This window comes from Roseovarius sp. BRH_c41, from assembly GCF_000961715.1.
GTDB lineage: Bacteria > Pseudomonadota > Alphaproteobacteria > Rhodobacterales > Rhodobacteraceae > Roseovarius.
Map to the genome: position 1 here is coordinate 18,393 of NZ_LADY01000032.1, position 14,585 is coordinate 32,977.

A 14,585-nucleotide genomic window follows, 5' to 3' on the forward strand; every position below is an offset into this window, starting at 1 on the left:
CAAAGCGATGCGGATGGGCGACCCTGGGTTTAAGACCCCGGATCCGCCCTGGCCCTCAACCTATCATGCACCACGCCGGACCCCGGCGCTGATTCTGGTCGGACGCGACTAAAGGATGACACCAGCGGACAAACGAAAACGCCCCGGTCCTCTCGGGCCGGGGCGTTCTGATGTCCGAGGGGCGGATGTCACCCCTTCCCGTGCGCGCGGGTTTAGCCGCGCTCTTCGATGATCTTGACCAGATGCGGGATCTTGTTGACCATACCGCGCACCGAGGGGGTATCCTCAAGCTCGCGGGTCTTGTGCATCTTGTTGAGCCCTAGACCGATGAGGGTCTGACGCTGATCTTCGGGGCGGCGGATCGGGCTGGCGATCTGCTTGACGACGATGGTTTTTGCCATTTGTCCGGTTCCTTACGCTTCTGCCGCTTCGGCAACCGGCGCTTCGTCACCCTTTTTCAGGATGTCGGCCACCTTCTTGCCACGGCGCTGCGCCACCATACGCGGGCTGGTCTCTTTCTTGAGACCGTCCAGCGTGGCGCGGATCATGTTGTAGGGGTTCTGCGACCCGGTCGATTTCGCGACCACGTCCTGAATTCCCAACATCTCGAACACGGCGCGCATCGGACCGCCGGCGATGATGCCGGTCCCGGTGGGGGCTGTGCGCATCACGACCTTGCCGGCGCCATGGCGACCTTCCATGTCGTGGTGCAGGGTCCGGCCCTCGCGCAGCGGCACGCGGATCATTGCGCGCTTGGCGGCCTCGGTAGCCTTGCGGATTGCCTCGGGAACTTCCTTGGCCTTACCCTTGCCAAAGCCGACGCGGCCCTTTTGATCGCCCACGACCACCAGTGCCGCAAACCCAAAGCGCTTACCGCCCTTTACAGTTTTCGACACGCGGTTGATCGCCACGAGACGGTCGGCGAATTCCGGTGTTTCGTCGCGCTCGCGACGGTCACGACGGTTGTCTTCTCTTGCCATTCTCTCGTCCCCTTAAATCTTCAGGCCAGCTTCACGCGCCGCGTCGGCAACTGCCTTGACGCGACCATGAAACAGGAAGCCGCCCCGATCGAAATAGGCCTCGGTGATGCCGGCCTTCTGAGCCCGCTCGGCAATCGCGGTGCCGACCTTGGCGGCCGCCTCCACATTGCACTTGCCCACCATGCCCAGATCCTTTTCGAGGGTCGAGGCAGCGGCGAGCGTCACACCGTTGACGTCGTCGATCAGCTGCACGCTGATGTTCTTGTTGGAGCGGAAAACGCTGAGGCGCACGCGCCCTGCATTGACCTTGCGGAGTTTGTTCCGAACGCGCAGGCGGCGTTTGAGGAACAGTTTTCTTTTGCTGTTTGCCATCTGTCGCGTCCTTACTTCTTCTTGCCTTCCTTCTGGAAGATATACTCGCCTTTGTAGCGAATGCCTTTGCCCTTATAGGGCTCGGGGCGTCGCCAGTCGCGGATATTCGCCGCGACCTGTCCAACGAGCTGCTTGTCCGTGCCCTCGACCACCAGTTCGGTGGGCTTGGGTGCGGTAACAGTCACACCTTCCGGAATGGGGAAATCGACGTCATGGCTGAGGCCGAGGTTCAGTTTGAGCACATTGCCCGCCATCTGGGCACGATAGCCCACACCGCGAATTTCCAGCTCTTTCTTAAAGGCATCCTTGGCGCCGTGCACCATGTTGGCGATGACCGTCCGGGTCATCCCCCACTGCTGGCGGGCACGTTTGGATTTGCCGCGCGGCGTGACCGAAATGACGCTGCCGTCGATGGTGATGGTGACATCATCCGTCGCGGTAAAGCTCTTGGTCGCCTTGGGGCCTTTGACTTCGATCGTCTGTCCCGACAGCGTCGCGGTGACGCCATCCGGCAGAGACACGGGTTGTTTGCCGATACGTGACATGTCCAGGTCTCCTTAGAAGACAGTGCAGAGCACTTCGCCGCCAACATTGGCTGCGCGCGCTGCTGCATCCGACATCACACCCTTGGAGGTGGAGACAATCGACACACCGAGACCCTGACGGACCTGCGGAATGTCATCGACACCCAGATAGACGCGACGACCGGGTTTGGAAACCCGCTTCATTTCGCGAATGACGGGGGTGCCTTCATAATACTTGAGGCTGATTTCGATGGCGGGATGGCCATTGGCATCCTTTGTCATCTCATAGCCACGAATATAGCCCTCGGACGCCAACACATCGAGAACGCGCACGCGCATTTTCGAAGACGGGGTACTGACCGTGGACTTGCCGCGCATCTGCGAGTTGCGGATACGGGTGAGCATATCGCCGATAGGATCGTTCATATCTCTGACCTCCTCACCAGCTCGATTTCACGACGCCGGGCAGCTGCCCGCTCGAGCCGAGCTCGCGCAGCATGATCCGGGACACTTTGAGTTTGCGGTAATACGCATGCGGACGACCCGTCAGCTGGCACCGGTTGTGCAGCCGAGTGGCCGAGCTGTTGCGCGGCAGTTCCGCAAGCTTCATGGAGGCGCGGAACCGCTCTTCCATCGGCTTGCTCTGGTCGTTGATGATCACTTTCAACGCGGCGCGTTTCTTGGCGAAACGGTCCACCAGCACTTGGCGCTTCTTTTCACGCTCGATCATTGATTTCTTAGCCATAGATCTATCCTCCCCCGGCTCAGCTGTTGAAGGGCATGTTGAATTGCTTCAACAGCGCCTTGGCTTCAGCGTCGGTCTTCGCCGTGGTTGCGATGACGATGTCCATCCCCCAAACTTCGTCGACCTTGTCGAAGTTGATTTCGGGGAAAATGATATGTTCCTTGATGCCCATGGCATAGTTGCCACGCCCATCGAACGACTTGCCCGACACACCCCGGAAGTCGCGGATACGCGGCATCGCGATGGTGATCAGACGGTCAAGGAAATCATACATGCGGTCGCCGCGCAGCGTGACCTTTGCCCCGAGAGGCATGTCTTCACGAACGCGGAACCCGGCGATGGAGTTGCGAGCCTTGGTGACAACAGCGCGCTGACCGGCGATCGTGCTCAGATCTTCCTGAGCCGACTTTGCCTTCTTCGAGTCGCGCACAGCTTCGGCACCACAGCCGATGTTGAGAACGATCTTGTCCAGACGCGGGATCTGCATGTCATTCTTGTAGCCGAACTCTTCTTTCAGAGCGGGCTTGATGACCTCACGAAAGTGGGCCTTGAGGCGCGGGGTATAGGTTGCGGTATCAAGCATCGATCACGTCCCCCGTGGTCTTGGCAAAGCGCACTTTCTTGTCGCCTTCAATCTTGAACCCGACGCGGGTCGGTTTGCCGTTCTTGTCGACAATCGCCAGATTGCTCAGGTCGATCGGCATCGCCTTGGGGATGCGACCGCCTTGGCTGGTCTGGCTCTGACGGGTGTGGCGGATCGCCATGTTGACGCCCTCGACCACGGCCTTGCCGGATTTCGGATCGACATTGGTGATCGTGCCTTTTTGGCCCTTGTCCTTGCCGGACAGAACGATCACGGTGTCACCTTTTTTCAGTTTGGCAGCCATCTTACAGCACCTCCGGGGCGAGCGAGATGATTTTCATAAAGTTCTTGGCCCGCAACTCGCGCACAACCGGCCCGAAAATACGGGTGCCGACCGGCTCACCTGCGTTGTTCAGGATCACGGCGGCGTTGCGGTCAAAACGAATGGCGGTCCCGTCTTCACGACGGACTTCCTTGGCGGTGCGCACGACGACGGCCTTACGGACGTCCCCTTTCTTCACGCGGCCGCGGGGGATGGCTTCCTTGACCGAGACGACAATGATGTCGCCCACGGATGCGTATCGACGCTTGGAACCACCCAAGACCTTGATGCACTGAACACGGCGAGCGCCAGAGTTGTCAGCAACATCCAGGTTGGTCTGCATCTGGATCATTTGGTTTCTCCCGACCTATGGGGGGCGATGCAATGCCTAATCCCCAGGGTTTCGATTAATGCCGAAAGGCGCCGAGGCTTAAGCCTGCAGCACCTCCCAACGCTTCGTCTTGGATTTGGGCGCGCATTCGACAATCCGAACGGCATCGCCCACTTTGAACGTGTTGTTCTCATCGTGAGCCCGGTATTTCTTGGACTTACGAATGGTTTTCTGAAGCACGGGGTGCTTGAAACGGCGCTCGACCGATACGGTGACGGTCTGGGCGTTGGCATCAGAGGTGACGACGCCTTGAAGAATACGTTTGGGCATATCTCAGGCTCCTTACTCTGCTGCCGCGTTGGCTTTTTCGTTCAGAATCGTCAGAACGCGCGCGGCATCGCGGCGCGCCGTGCGCATCTGAGCGGGATTCTCAAGTTGGCCTGTGGCCGCCCGAAAACGCAGATTGAACTGCTGCTTTTTCAGGTTGGTGAGTTCTTCCCGGAGCTGGTCCGGGGTCTTGTCACGCAGTTCCTTGGCGTTCATCGCCTGTTCCTTTCTCAAAACACCGGACGGCCCCTGACGGTTGCTTCAGGGTAACCCAAAACCCGGTGGATGAATTGCAAATACGCGAATCCCCGGACATGCCGGGGCTCGCGGATTGGGGCTCTATACGGGAGGCGCTCTCAGAGGGCAAGGAAGAAGTTCAAGTCGGATCATCGCAAAATAGAACCCGCTTGGCTCCTTTGAGCCCAAAGTTCAAAAGCGGACCGTTGGCAATACATTCAGGACTTCACCAATCTATCCCTGAACCATACGCACAGCTCTTCAAAATCCAGAGTACCGTCCGCGACGCTCACCACGAGATCGTCAATACGCTCGTCATCATCAATCGCCAGGATGTATCCGCTGCGATCAACTAAAATTTCAACAACGAGCCAAGCCGTTCTCTTGTTGCCATCAACGAACCCGTGATTTCCAACCATGCTGTGCAGCAAAGCCGCTGATTTACGATAAATTGGCCTGTGATACCCGGAATATGGCCGACCTAAAGCAGACTCGATCAGCCCGAGACTGCTCACACCTTCACGGCCACCAAATGTCAGCGCCTCGTCATGCGCGGTGATCGCATCGGCCAGCGTTACCTTGTAATGCGACCTAGCGATCGGCCAAGCGCTTCAACGCAGCTTTGCGCTTTTCCGAAGCGCTTTTAACGGTTGATAGCGTTTTAACACTCGCCTTCTTCGCACCGGCAGGCGTGCCAACTTCAACCAAGCAACCGGTCTTGGCACTTCGGACGATGTATCCACCTTTGACGGCAGTTTTCTTGACGTTGGTTGCCATTTCGTACTCCGGAACCGTAACTGCAATATGGAAATTGGCGATGTCTTTGGCAAGCTCCGTTTATGCAAGCAGCAAGAGTTTAAAACGCGGTACGCACGACGCTCTCACCTCTACCCGCCTCTGCTCCTTGCGCCGGCGCGTTGTGGTCCCTGAGGCAATCAGCGCATCACGGCACAATCCCCCATCCAAAACGAGAAACGGCCCCGAGTTTCCCCGAGGCCGCACTCAAGCCAGATCAGATCGCTTATGCGAGCTGCAGGTTCGACGCGCTCTCACGGCCGTCACGGCCGGATTCGATGTCGAAGGTCACTTTTTGGTTGTCAGCAAGGCCGGTCAGGCCCGCACGCTCGATTGCGCTGACATGAACGAAAACGTCCTTGCCGCCATTGTCGGGTGCGATAAAGCCGAAGCCTTTAGTGGAATTGTACCATTTCACGGTGCCATTGGCCATCGTGTCGTCTCCTATGTAGTGCTGCCCGCGTAAGTGCGGCAGTCGCGGCGTGGTCGGTCTGGATCGAGGTACTGACAGCCGGTTTAGAGGAGACAGATGATCGAAATAGAATAACGTAAGCCCCCTGCATATGGCCGAAATCGCATCAATTTACAAGGGAGAATGATAAATTACTGAATTTTTTTGAGAACACTTTGAGAACATATGGGGCGATTCCGGGCTTCAGCCCCAGGAATAGTTGAAACTCACGCTGATCCGGTCCTCTTCCGACATGTTCATCGGCACTTCATGGCGCAGCCATGATTCCCAAAGCAGCACGTCGCCCACCACCGGTTTGGCATAGATGAACGTCCGCAACTCCTGCCGCGCATCCTTGCGCCGCACCGGAGAGGCCATCATCCGCGCCGACCGTGGGTCTTCCAGCTTGAGCGCGCTCGTGCCCTCGGGCATCGCCACATAGGTCGTGCCGGAAATCACCGAATGCGGATGGATATGGCTCGCATGCATGCCCCCCTCGGGCAGAATGTTGATCCAGATATCCTCCAGCTTCAATGCCTTGCCATCCAGATCAAACTCCAGATCCTCGGCAAAGGCCGCGACATGCGCATCCAGCACCTTGACCAGATCGGCAAAGATCGGAAACCGCCAGGGCAGATCACTGAGCGAGGCATAAGAGGTATAGCCGGGATAGCCGTTCTCGTCACACCACCCCTGCCCCGCCTCGTCATCCTCGGCGATGGAATAGCATGACGCCTCCATTTCTTTGGCATCAATGGCAGGTCCGTGCTCGCTGAGGGCGGCACGATAGAGGCGGGTCACAAAGAGCGAGTCGATATTGGGCATGTCTGTCGCAATACCCAGATGGTAATGAAAAGAGAAGGGCAAGGTTTCAGTTTGTGGAATAAGAGATGCCCCTCCCGCAATTCCTTGTTACCAGCCCTAACGGCTACACGACCTCTCAAAGGAAAGACCGATGCGCACCTCTATCAACTGGCGACTCGCAGCAGCACTCTTGATGCTTGGCACACCTGCATCGGCTGATGTTTGCAACTGGCGTCTCAGCAAACTGCTTGGAACAGCGCGGTCCAATGTCGCCGCTCTGGCAGAGCCTGTAACATCCGCACCAACACTCGTTGAAAAGGCACTTGGGTTCTACACGCTCACGCACTCCGTGACCGGCGCAACCTTGCTCGGGTCCACCGTGGCCGGAAGCTCAGCCGCCAGCACGCTCGGTCTAATCGCGGGCTCGGGTGGCGGTGCCGGTGCCATTGGCGCCGCGCTGATGTCTCCAACCGGAATTGTCGTGGGCGCAATCGTCGGCGTCGGCGTCGCCGGCACCGAGGGCTATTGCTACTTCTTCCAGGATGAAAAGGTGACAGATTACGCAGAGGTTCTCTTGATCATGGAAGGCTTGGCGCAGAACGCCGACCCCAGCTATTTCGAGATCGACAAACCCAATGATGACACGCTGCAAACAGCCGCAATCTTCATTCGCGGCGACGACGGTGTCCGCCAAATGTATCGCGTCAAAGACCTCTACATTGTCAATGGCGCGCTGATCCATCGGAAATGGGGGCGCAACACTCACCTCGGCAATATCGGCCTCGAGGTTGTGAATTCACCAGATGTTTACGCTCCAGAAGCCGACGCCCCGGACCCAAACGGACCGGAAGTCATCGCTCCGGAAGTCGTCGCGCCCGAAGTCATCGCACCGGAAGTTATCGCTCCGGACCAAGACTAGCGCCACAAAAAACCCCCGCGCGATCTCTCGCACAGGGGCAATTCTCAGCGTGGGTGTTACCCCGCCGCCTTTACCAGTCCTCGCGGACCACGACGCGGGTCTTGATCGGCAACTTCATGGCCGCCAGACGCAGCGCCTCAAAGGCGATCTCTTCGCTCACACCGTCGATCTCGAACATCACCCGGCCCGGCTTGACCCGGCAGGCCCAATAGTCGACCGAACCCTTACCTTTACCCATCCGAACCTCGGTGGGCTTGGAGGAAACCGGCGTATCCGGGAAAATCCGGATCCAGACACGGCCCTGACGTTTCATGTGACGCGTCATGGCACGACGAGCGGCCTCGATCTGACGCGCTGTGATACGCTCGGGCTGAGTGGCCTTGAGACCGAAAGTGCCAAAGTTCAGATCAGAGCCGCCTTTGGCTTCGCCCTTGATCCGGCCTTTGTGCATCTTGCGGAATTTGGTGCGCTTTGGTTGAAGCATCTTTCATTCCTCCTTAACGGCGGCCGCCGGCGCCACGGGGCGCGGGACCATCCTGGAGTTCCTGGGCTTTGCGGTCACGGGCACCGGGATCGTGCTCCATGATTTCACCCTTGAAGATCCAGACCTTGATACCGATGATCCCATAGGCCGTTGTGGCCTCGACGGGGGCATAGTCGATATCCGCACGCAGCGTGTGGAGCGGAACCCGACCCTCACGATACCATTCAGTCCGCGCGATCTCGGCACCGCCAAGACGGCCAGAGACGTTCACCCGGATACCCAAGGCACCCATGCGCATCGCGTTCTGCACGGCACGCTTCATGGCGCGACGGAAGGACACACGACGCTCAAGCTGCTGTGCGATGCTCTCACCCACAAGGGCCGCATCCAGCTCGGGCTTGCGAACTTCGACGATATTGAGGTGCAATTCGCTTGCGGTCATCGCCGCCAGCTTCTTGCGCAGACCCTCGATATCGGCGCCTTTCTTGCCGATGATCACGCCCGGACGTGCGGTGTGGATCGTCACGCGGCACTTTTTGTGCGGACGCTCGATGATCACACGGCTGATCCCGGCTTGCTTGCACTCTTCGCCGATGAACTTGCGCATCGCAAGATCCTCGAGCAGCAGATTGCCATAGTCCTTGGTGTCGGCATACCAGCGGCTGTCCCAGGTGCGGTTCACCTGCAGGCGCATGCCAATCGGATTGACTTTGTTACCCATTAGGCTTGCTCCTCAATTTCACGCACCTTGATTGTCAGCTCCGAGAACGGCTTTTTGAGCGCGCCAAAGCGACCACGGGCACGCGGACGGCCACGCTTCATCACAAGGTTCTTGCCGACATAGGCCTCTGCCACGACCAGACCATCCACATCGAGATTGTGGTTGTTCTCGGCATTGGCAATCGCCGACTGGAGACATTTCTTGACGTCAGCGGCGATGCGCTTGTTCGAGAATGTCAGATCGGTCAGCGCCTTGTCGACCTTCTTGCCACGGATCATCGCGGCAACGAGGTTGAGCTTCTGCGGGCTGGTACGAAGCATGCGCAACTTGGCCATCGCTTCGTTGTCTGCCACGCGGCGGGGGTTCTTTTCCTTGCCCATGACTTACTTCCGCTTCGCTTTTTTGTCGGCGGCATGACCGTAATAGGTCCGGGTCGGCGAATACTCACCGAACTTCTGACCAATCATGTCTTCGCTGACGTTGACAGGGATATGCTTGTGGCCGTTGTAGACGCCAAACGTGAGTCCCACGAATTGCGGCAGGATCGTCGAACGACGCGACCAGATCTTGATGACTTCATTGCGCCCCGACTCACGCGATGCTTCTGCCTTTTTCAAGACATAGGCATCGACAAAGGGGCCTTTCCATACAGAACGTGCCATGTGTTAGCGGCCCTTCTTCTTGGCGTGACGCGAGCGCACGATGAGATCCTGCGACGCCTTGTTCTTGTTGCGGGTGCGCGCGCCCTTGGTGGGCTTACCCCAGGGCGTGACCGGGTGACGACCACCCGAGGTGCGACCCTCACCACCACCATGCGGGTGATCGATCGGGTTCATCACGACACCACGCACAGACGGGCGGATGCCCTTGTGACGCATGCGGCCAGCTTTACCGTAGTTCTGGTTGCTGTTGTCGGGGTTGCTGACGGCACCAACGGTGGCCATGCATTCCTGACGCACCAGACGCAGCTCGCCCGAGCTCAGACGGATCTGAGCATAGCCACCATCGCGGCCCACGAATTGCGCATAGGTGCCAGCAGCGCGTGCAATCTGCCCGCCCTTGCCAGCTTTCAGCTCGATGTTGTGAATGATCGTACCGATGGGCATGCCCGAGAACGGCATCGCGTTGCCCGGCTTGATGTCGGCCTTCGCCGCGGCAACAACCTTGTCGCCAATCGCCAGACGCTGCGGCGCCAGGATATAGGCTTGCTCGCCATCTTCATATTTGATCAGCGCGATGAACGCGGTCCGGTTCGGGTCATATTCGATCCGTTCAACCGTTGCCGAGATATCGAACTTTGTCCGCTTGAAATCGACGATACGATAGAGGCGTTTCGCCCCGCCGCCCTTGCGACGCATCGTGATCCGTCCGGTATTGTTCCGGCCGCCATGCTTGGTCAAACCCTCAGTGAGAGATTTGACCGGACGTCCTTTCCACAGCTCCGAACGGTCGATCAGCACCAGCCCACGCTGGCCCGGCGTCGTCGGCTTATACGACTTGAGTGCCATGCTTTCTGTCTTCCGTTTGCTTACGGCAGGATAACCTGCCTGTGTTGTAGCCCCCCGAGGGTGGCCAAGGTATGAGGCCCCGTAGGTCCTCGGCTAGAATTGCTCTTGCGAACAATTGCAAGGCCCCGGACGAATCCGGGGCCTTGCGGATGGGGTCTGATAGGGGAGGCCGCGTTTGCGGTCAAGGGGTTTGACCAAGAATTAAAGGCGCAGCACGGCCTTGGGACGCTTTACCGCCAGTCCCGTCCCCCGACCCCTTGCCGCAGGCTTTAAGGTTTCGATTTTCGCAACAGAACGCGCCGCGATTTCGGCGGCGAGTCCATATCAGACAGCGCGCCAAAGACCCCCAGCTTCCGTGCCTGCTCCTCCGCCGTATTCCTGCGCAGATCAAAAATCGCAGCCCCTCCGGGCCGCAAAACCTTGTCTAGAAACGGTAAATAGAGATCCACCGGATAGTGAAACCCACAGGACAGAAAGCTGACAGCGAGATCCACGGCCATCGCAGACTCGGGTGTCGTTTCATTGGGATTGAGCGTTTCAATTGCCTCAGGTGCGATCCCGTTCGCCGTGAGCAGGTGTCTCGCACGGCTCAGTGATGAATACGCCGCCCCCTCAGGATTAAAACCGAAATGCCGATGCGTATTCGATTCGATATCAATCAACAGCACTGTGCAGGTCAGGTCCTGCGCCGCAAAGAGATCGAAAAACCCATAGCCACAGCCAATATCCGCGATGCGCTTCGGGTTCAGCTCCTGCAGAAGCCCTTTGATCGCTTTGTATTCGGCATGAATGACCCCTGCGGCCCGGCGCGCGATGGTGTCGCCCATGTCATCCACCACAGCTTGGATCGGCGCGTCATTACCCTCTTGCCAGGCCTTGATCACCCGTCCCGATTTGGGGCGGTCGAACATCACTTCGGACCGCTGCAAAATCAGGTTCACAAGATCGTTGCGATCAAAGCAACTGAGATCGAGCGCTGCAATCCGATCCTCCGCAGCTTCGGCTTCAATGTCGATTTCTAGCTGCATTGAGATGTCTCATTCCCAGAGGTCATTGCCGCATCAGGTATCATTGCCCCGCTCCGGTGAAAAGGCACTTGTTCCAAATGCCAAACCCCGCCCACCTTTCGGCAGCCGGGGTTCAAATCTCAATCCGTAGGGTGGGTGTTACCCCACCGCGATCACAGACCCGTGGTCACGTCGATCGTGTTGCCTTCGGCCAGCGTCACATAGGCCTTCTTGACGTCATTCCGACGACCAAGCTGACCCCGAAAACGCTTTTGCTTGCCCTTGGTGATCGTGGTATTCACAGCTTTCACCTTCACCCCAAAGAGCGCCTCGACGGCCTCCTTGATCTGGGGTTTGTTGGCGTCCATGTGGACCTCGAACACAACCGCACCATTCTCAGAGGCCATCGTGGCCTTCTCGGTGATGATCGGCTTGCGGATCACATCGTAATGTTCAGGTTTAGCGCTCATTTCAGACGAGCCTCCAGTGCTTCGACACCCGCTTTGGTCAGCACGAGCGTGTCGCGCTTGAGGATGTCATAGACGTTTGCGCCCATCGACGGCAACACATCGAGACCCTCGATATTGGCCGCAGCACGCGCGAATTCGGCATTCACCTGTGCGCCATCAATCACCAGCGCGCGCTTCCAGCCGAGGTTCTTGACCTGCTTGGCCAACTCACCCGTCTTGCCATTCGACGATGCGACGTCGATGATCACAAGCTCACCCGCCTTGGCCTTGGCCGAGAGCGCATGCTTGAGACCAAGCGCACGAACCTTCTTGGGCAGGTCATGGGCGTGGCTGCGGGGCGTCGGACCCTTGTAGATACCACCGTGGCGGAAGATCGGCGCGTTCTTGTCACCGTGACGTGCGCCACCGGTGCCCTTCTGGCGATAGATCTTCTTGGTGGAATAGCTGGTTTCCGACCGGGTCTTGACCTTGTGCGTGCCGGCTTGCGCCTTGTTGCGCTGCCAGCGGACGACGCGGTGCAGGATGTCCGCGCGCGGCTCCAGGCCGAAGATGTCTTCGCCCAGATCGACCGAGCCGGCCGTGCCGCCGTCCAGTTTGATCACGTCGAGTTTCATTCCTCGCCTTCCTTCTTCTCGGCCTGAATGCTGGCCTCAGCCTCTTTCAGAGCAGCTTCTTCAGCGGCAGCAGCCTCTTCGGCCAGACGCTTGGCTTCGGCTTCCGCCTCAGCAGCGGCGGCAGCGGCAGCGGCCTCAGCCGCCTTGGCAGCTTCTTCCGCAGCAGACCGCAGACCGGCGGGCAGAATGGCGTTCTCGGGGAACGGCTTCTTGACCGCATCCTTGATCGTCACCCAACCGCCCTTGGAGCCCGGAACAGCGCCCTTGATCATGATCAGGCCACGATCCGCGTCGGTCTTGATGACCTGCAGGTTCTGCGTGGTCACCTTGGCGGCGCCCATGTGTCCGGCCATCTTCTTGCCTTTGAACACCTTGCCCGGATCCTGACACTGACCCGTCGAGCCGTGCGAACGGTGGCTGATCGACACACCGTGGCTGGCCCGCAGACCGCCAAAGTTGTGGCGCTTCATCGCACCGGCAAAACCCTTACCGATCGAGGTGCCGGACACATCCACGAACTGACCTTCAAAGTAATGGTCAGCGGTGATTTCCTCACCCACGTTGATCATGTTCTCAGGCGCCACGCGGAATTCCGCGATCTTGCGCTTGGGCTCGACCTTGGCGGCGGCAAAATGACCGCGCATGGCCTGCGTCGTGCGCTTGGCCTTTGCGGTTCCTGCCCCCAGTTGCACGGCCGTATAGCCGTCTTTCTCAGGGGTGCGCTGTGCCACCACCTGAAGTTTGTCCAATTGAAGAACGGTCACAGGAACCTGCTTGCCGTCTTCGAGGAAAAGCCGGGTCATGCCGACTTTTTTCGCGATCACACCAGAGCGCAACATCTCTTGCTCTCCTTAAACCGAAATCTGCACGTCCACGCCAGCGGCGAGGTCGAGCTTCATCAGCGCGTCCACCGTCTGCGGCGTGGGATCAACGATGTCCAAAAGACGCTTGTGCGTCCGGATCTCGAATTGATCGCGGGATTTCTTGTTCACGTGCGGGCTGCGCAGAACGGTGAACTTCTCGATCTTGTTCGGCAGCGGGATCGGCCCACGCACTTGGGCACCGGTCCGTTTGGCAGTGTTGACGATTTCCTGAGTGCTGGCATCCAGCACACGGTAGTCAAACGCCTTGAGCCGAATGCGAATATTTTGGCTTTGCATTTGTCTTAGCCTTTCGCGGCATTGGAGTTGATAGGAGGAAGGCCGGACCACCCGGCCTCCCTCGTCGAACCCTTAAAGGTTGTTACTCGATGATCTTCGACACGACGCCGGCGCCGACGGTGCGGCCGCCTTCGCGGATGGCGAAACGCAGGCCGTCTTCCATGGCGATCGGCGCGATCAGTTCAACCGTGAACTTCAGGTTGTCGCCGGGCATCACCATTTCGGTGCCTTCGGGCAGCATCACCGTGCCGGTCACATCCGTGGTGCGGAAGTAGAACTGCGGACGGTAGTTGGCAAAGAACGGCGTGTGACGGCCACCCTCTTCCTTGGTCAGGATATAGGCCTCGGCCTCGAACTTGGTGTGCGGCAGAACCGATTTCGGCTTGCACAGAACCTGACCACGCTCAACGCCCTCACGGTCGATGCCGCGCAGCAGAACGCCGACGTTGTCGCCCGCTTCCCCACGATCCAAGAGCTTGCGGAACATCTCGACGCCGGTACAGGTCGTCGTCTTGGTGTCCTTGATCCCCACGATCTCGATGCTGTCGCCAACATTGATCACGCCACGCTCGATCCGGCCGGTCACAACCGTGCCACGGCCCGAGATCGAGAACACGTCTTCGATCGGCATCAGGAACGGCTGATCCACGGCGCGCGCCGGGGTCGGGATATACTCATCCACAGCCGCCATCAGCGCGCGGATCGAATTCTCGCCGATTTCCGGCTGGGTGCCGTTCATCGCATGCAGCGCCGAGCCGCGCACGATCGGAATATCGTCGCCCGGATAGTCGTAAGAGGTCAGAAGCTCGCGGATCTCCATTTCCACCAGTTCCAGCAGCTCTTCGTCATCGACCTGATCGACCTTGTTCATGTAGACGACCATGAAGGGGATGCCGACCTGACGACCGAGCAGGATGTGCTCGCGGGTCTGCGGCATCGGGCCGTCAGCGGCGTTCACAACCAGGATCGCGCCGTCCATCTGCGCGGCACCGGTGATCATGTTCTTCACATAGTCGGCGTGGCCGGGGCAGTCGACATGGGCGTAGTGACGCGCCTCGGTCTCGTATTCCACATGCGCGGTCGAGATCGTGATCCCGCGCGCCTTTTCTTCAGGCGCACCGTCAATCTGGTCATAGGCCCGGAATTCGCCAAAATACTTGGTGATCGCCGCCGTCAACGTCGTCTTGCCGTGGTCAACGTGACCAATCGTGCCGATGTTCACATGCGGCTT

General features: G+C 58.8%; 27 protein-coding genes. 1 reads left to right on the plus strand and 26 read right to left on the minus strand.

Annotated features, from left to right (window positions below):
- Positions 1 to 212: 212 nt before the first annotated feature.
- The 15 genes from rpmD to VR71_RS10390 form a co-directional block, all read right to left on the minus strand.
- The gene (gene rpmD / locus VR71_RS10325) at positions 213 to 401 is read right to left on the minus strand and encodes a 50S ribosomal protein L30 (RefSeq protein WP_009817524.1); all 189 of its coding nucleotides are present in this window, start codon (positions 399 to 401) and stop codon (positions 213 to 215) included.
- Between the two features lie 12 nt (positions 402 to 413).
- Positions 414 to 980 (minus strand): 30S ribosomal protein S5, encoded by a 567-nt coding sequence (rpsE, locus tag VR71_RS10330; protein WP_009817523.1) that lies wholly within the window; start codon positions 978 to 980, stop codon positions 414 to 416.
- 12 nt (positions 981 to 992) lie between these two features.
- Positions 993 to 1,352, minus strand: coding sequence for a 50S ribosomal protein L18 (gene rplR / locus VR71_RS10335; protein WP_037241666.1), 360 nt, complete (start codon positions 1,350 to 1,352; stop codon positions 993 to 995).
- Between the two features lie 11 nt (positions 1,353 to 1,363).
- Positions 1,364 to 1,897: a 50S ribosomal protein L6 gene (gene rplF, locus VR71_RS10340; RefSeq protein ID WP_009817521.1), complete on the minus strand. Its 534-nt coding sequence runs from the start codon at positions 1,895 to 1,897 to the stop codon at positions 1,364 to 1,366.
- Between the two features lie 12 nt (positions 1,898 to 1,909).
- Positions 1,910 to 2,302, minus strand: coding sequence for a 30S ribosomal protein S8 (gene rpsH, locus VR71_RS10345; RefSeq protein ID WP_009817520.1), 393 nt, complete (start codon positions 2,300 to 2,302; stop codon positions 1,910 to 1,912).
- A gap of 13 nt (positions 2,303 to 2,315) precedes the next feature.
- Complete coding sequence (gene rpsN, locus VR71_RS10350) at positions 2,316 to 2,621, minus strand: 30S ribosomal protein S14 (RefSeq protein ID WP_040650498.1); 306 nt, start codon at positions 2,619 to 2,621, stop codon at positions 2,316 to 2,318.
- Positions 2,622 to 2,640: 19 nt separating this feature from the next.
- Positions 2,641 to 3,204: a 50S ribosomal protein L5 gene (gene rplE, locus VR71_RS10355; protein WP_009817518.1), complete on the minus strand. Its 564-nt coding sequence runs from the start codon at positions 3,202 to 3,204 to the stop codon at positions 2,641 to 2,643.
- Entirely contained in the window at positions 3,197 to 3,508 is a 312-nt protein-coding gene (gene rplX, locus VR71_RS10360) for a 50S ribosomal protein L24 (RefSeq protein ID WP_009817517.1), read from the minus strand. Before rplX ends, rplE begins: the two co-directional genes overlap by 8 nt.
- A 1-nt stretch (position 3,509) precedes the next feature.
- A complete protein-coding gene (rplN, locus tag VR71_RS10365; protein WP_008281882.1) occupies positions 3,510 to 3,878 on the minus strand; it encodes a 50S ribosomal protein L14 in 369 nt (122 codons plus the stop codon).
- A gap of 78 nt (positions 3,879 to 3,956) precedes the next feature.
- Complete coding sequence (rpsQ, locus tag VR71_RS10370; protein WP_009817516.1) at positions 3,957 to 4,187, minus strand: 30S ribosomal protein S17; 231 nt, start codon at positions 4,185 to 4,187, stop codon at positions 3,957 to 3,959.
- A 12-nt stretch (positions 4,188 to 4,199) separates the two neighbouring features.
- Positions 4,200 to 4,400 carry a 50S ribosomal protein L29 gene (rpmC, locus tag VR71_RS10375; RefSeq protein ID WP_009817515.1) on the minus strand — a complete coding sequence of 67 codons (201 nt, stop codon included), beginning with the start codon at positions 4,398 to 4,400 and terminating at the stop codon, positions 4,200 to 4,202.
- A 239-nt stretch (positions 4,401 to 4,639) separates the two neighbouring features.
- Positions 4,640 to 4,936 carry a type II toxin-antitoxin system death-on-curing family toxin gene (locus tag VR71_RS10380; protein WP_296430177.1) on the minus strand — a complete coding sequence of 99 codons (297 nt, stop codon included), beginning with the start codon at positions 4,934 to 4,936 and terminating at the stop codon, positions 4,640 to 4,642.
- A gap of 76 nt (positions 4,937 to 5,012) precedes the next feature.
- The gene (locus VR71_RS24850) at positions 5,013 to 5,198 is read right to left on the minus strand and encodes a hypothetical protein (RefSeq protein ID WP_296430179.1); all 186 of its coding nucleotides are present in this window, start codon (positions 5,196 to 5,198) and stop codon (positions 5,013 to 5,015) included.
- Positions 5,199 to 5,442: 244 nt separating this feature from the next.
- Positions 5,443 to 5,649, minus strand: a complete 207-nt coding sequence (locus VR71_RS10385) for a cold-shock protein (RefSeq protein ID WP_009817513.1) — start codon at positions 5,647 to 5,649, stop codon at positions 5,443 to 5,445.
- 222 nt (positions 5,650 to 5,871) lie between these two features.
- Positions 5,872 to 6,492 (minus strand): 2OG-Fe(II) oxygenase family protein, encoded by a 621-nt coding sequence (locus VR71_RS10390; RefSeq protein WP_045683621.1) that lies wholly within the window; start codon positions 6,490 to 6,492, stop codon positions 5,872 to 5,874.
- Between the two features lie 130 nt (positions 6,493 to 6,622).
- Here VR71_RS10390 and VR71_RS10395 point away from each other — a divergent pair, with 130 nt between their 5' ends.
- Positions 6,623 to 7,390 (plus strand): hypothetical protein, encoded by a 768-nt coding sequence (locus VR71_RS10395; protein WP_045683611.1) that lies wholly within the window; start codon positions 6,623 to 6,625, stop codon positions 7,388 to 7,390.
- Between the two features lie 70 nt (positions 7,391 to 7,460).
- On the opposite strand, the gene rplP is transcribed toward VR71_RS10395, so the two are convergent.
- From rplP to tuf, 11 genes are all read right to left on the minus strand, one after another.
- On the minus strand, positions 7,461 to 7,874 hold the full coding sequence (gene rplP / locus VR71_RS10400) for a 50S ribosomal protein L16 (protein WP_009817510.1): 414 nt from the start codon (positions 7,872 to 7,874) through the stop codon (positions 7,461 to 7,463).
- A 13-nt stretch (positions 7,875 to 7,887) separates the two neighbouring features.
- Positions 7,888 to 8,595 (minus strand): 30S ribosomal protein S3, encoded by a 708-nt coding sequence (gene rpsC, locus VR71_RS10405; protein WP_008281875.1) that lies wholly within the window; start codon positions 8,593 to 8,595, stop codon positions 7,888 to 7,890.
- The gene (rplV, locus tag VR71_RS10410; RefSeq protein WP_009817509.1) at positions 8,595 to 8,975 is read right to left on the minus strand and encodes a 50S ribosomal protein L22; all 381 of its coding nucleotides are present in this window, start codon (positions 8,973 to 8,975) and stop codon (positions 8,595 to 8,597) included. Before rplV ends, rpsC begins: the two co-directional genes overlap by 1 nt.
- 3 nt (positions 8,976 to 8,978) lie before the next feature.
- The gene (gene rpsS, locus VR71_RS10415) at positions 8,979 to 9,257 is read right to left on the minus strand and encodes a 30S ribosomal protein S19 (protein WP_009817508.1); all 279 of its coding nucleotides are present in this window, start codon (positions 9,255 to 9,257) and stop codon (positions 8,979 to 8,981) included.
- 3 nt (positions 9,258 to 9,260) lie between these two features.
- Positions 9,261 to 10,103 carry a 50S ribosomal protein L2 gene (gene rplB, locus VR71_RS10420; protein WP_009817507.1) on the minus strand — a complete coding sequence of 281 codons (843 nt, stop codon included), beginning with the start codon at positions 10,101 to 10,103 and terminating at the stop codon, positions 9,261 to 9,263.
- A 269-nt stretch (positions 10,104 to 10,372) separates the two neighbouring features.
- Positions 10,373 to 11,131 carry a class I SAM-dependent methyltransferase gene (locus VR71_RS10425; RefSeq protein WP_045683614.1) on the minus strand — a complete coding sequence of 253 codons (759 nt, stop codon included), beginning with the start codon at positions 11,129 to 11,131 and terminating at the stop codon, positions 10,373 to 10,375.
- Positions 11,132 to 11,283: 152 nt separating this feature from the next.
- Complete coding sequence (locus tag VR71_RS10430; protein WP_009817504.1) at positions 11,284 to 11,580, minus strand: 50S ribosomal protein L23; 297 nt, start codon at positions 11,578 to 11,580, stop codon at positions 11,284 to 11,286.
- Positions 11,577 to 12,194, minus strand: coding sequence for a 50S ribosomal protein L4 (rplD, locus tag VR71_RS10435; RefSeq protein WP_009817503.1), 618 nt, complete (start codon positions 12,192 to 12,194; stop codon positions 11,577 to 11,579). The genes VR71_RS10430 and rplD overlap by 4 nt, the downstream gene beginning before the upstream one ends.
- Positions 12,191 to 13,033: a 50S ribosomal protein L3 gene (rplC, locus tag VR71_RS10440; RefSeq protein ID WP_009817502.1), complete on the minus strand. Its 843-nt coding sequence runs from the start codon at positions 13,031 to 13,033 to the stop codon at positions 12,191 to 12,193. Before rplC ends, rplD begins: the two co-directional genes overlap by 4 nt.
- A 12-nt stretch (positions 13,034 to 13,045) precedes the next feature.
- Positions 13,046 to 13,354: a 30S ribosomal protein S10 gene (gene rpsJ / locus VR71_RS10445; RefSeq protein ID WP_008281867.1), complete on the minus strand. Its 309-nt coding sequence runs from the start codon at positions 13,352 to 13,354 to the stop codon at positions 13,046 to 13,048.
- Positions 13,355 to 13,436: 82 nt separating this feature from the next.
- On the minus strand, positions 13,437 to 14,585 hold a 1,149-nt coding region (gene tuf, locus VR71_RS10450), incomplete at its 5' end, for an elongation factor Tu (protein ID WP_296430182.1).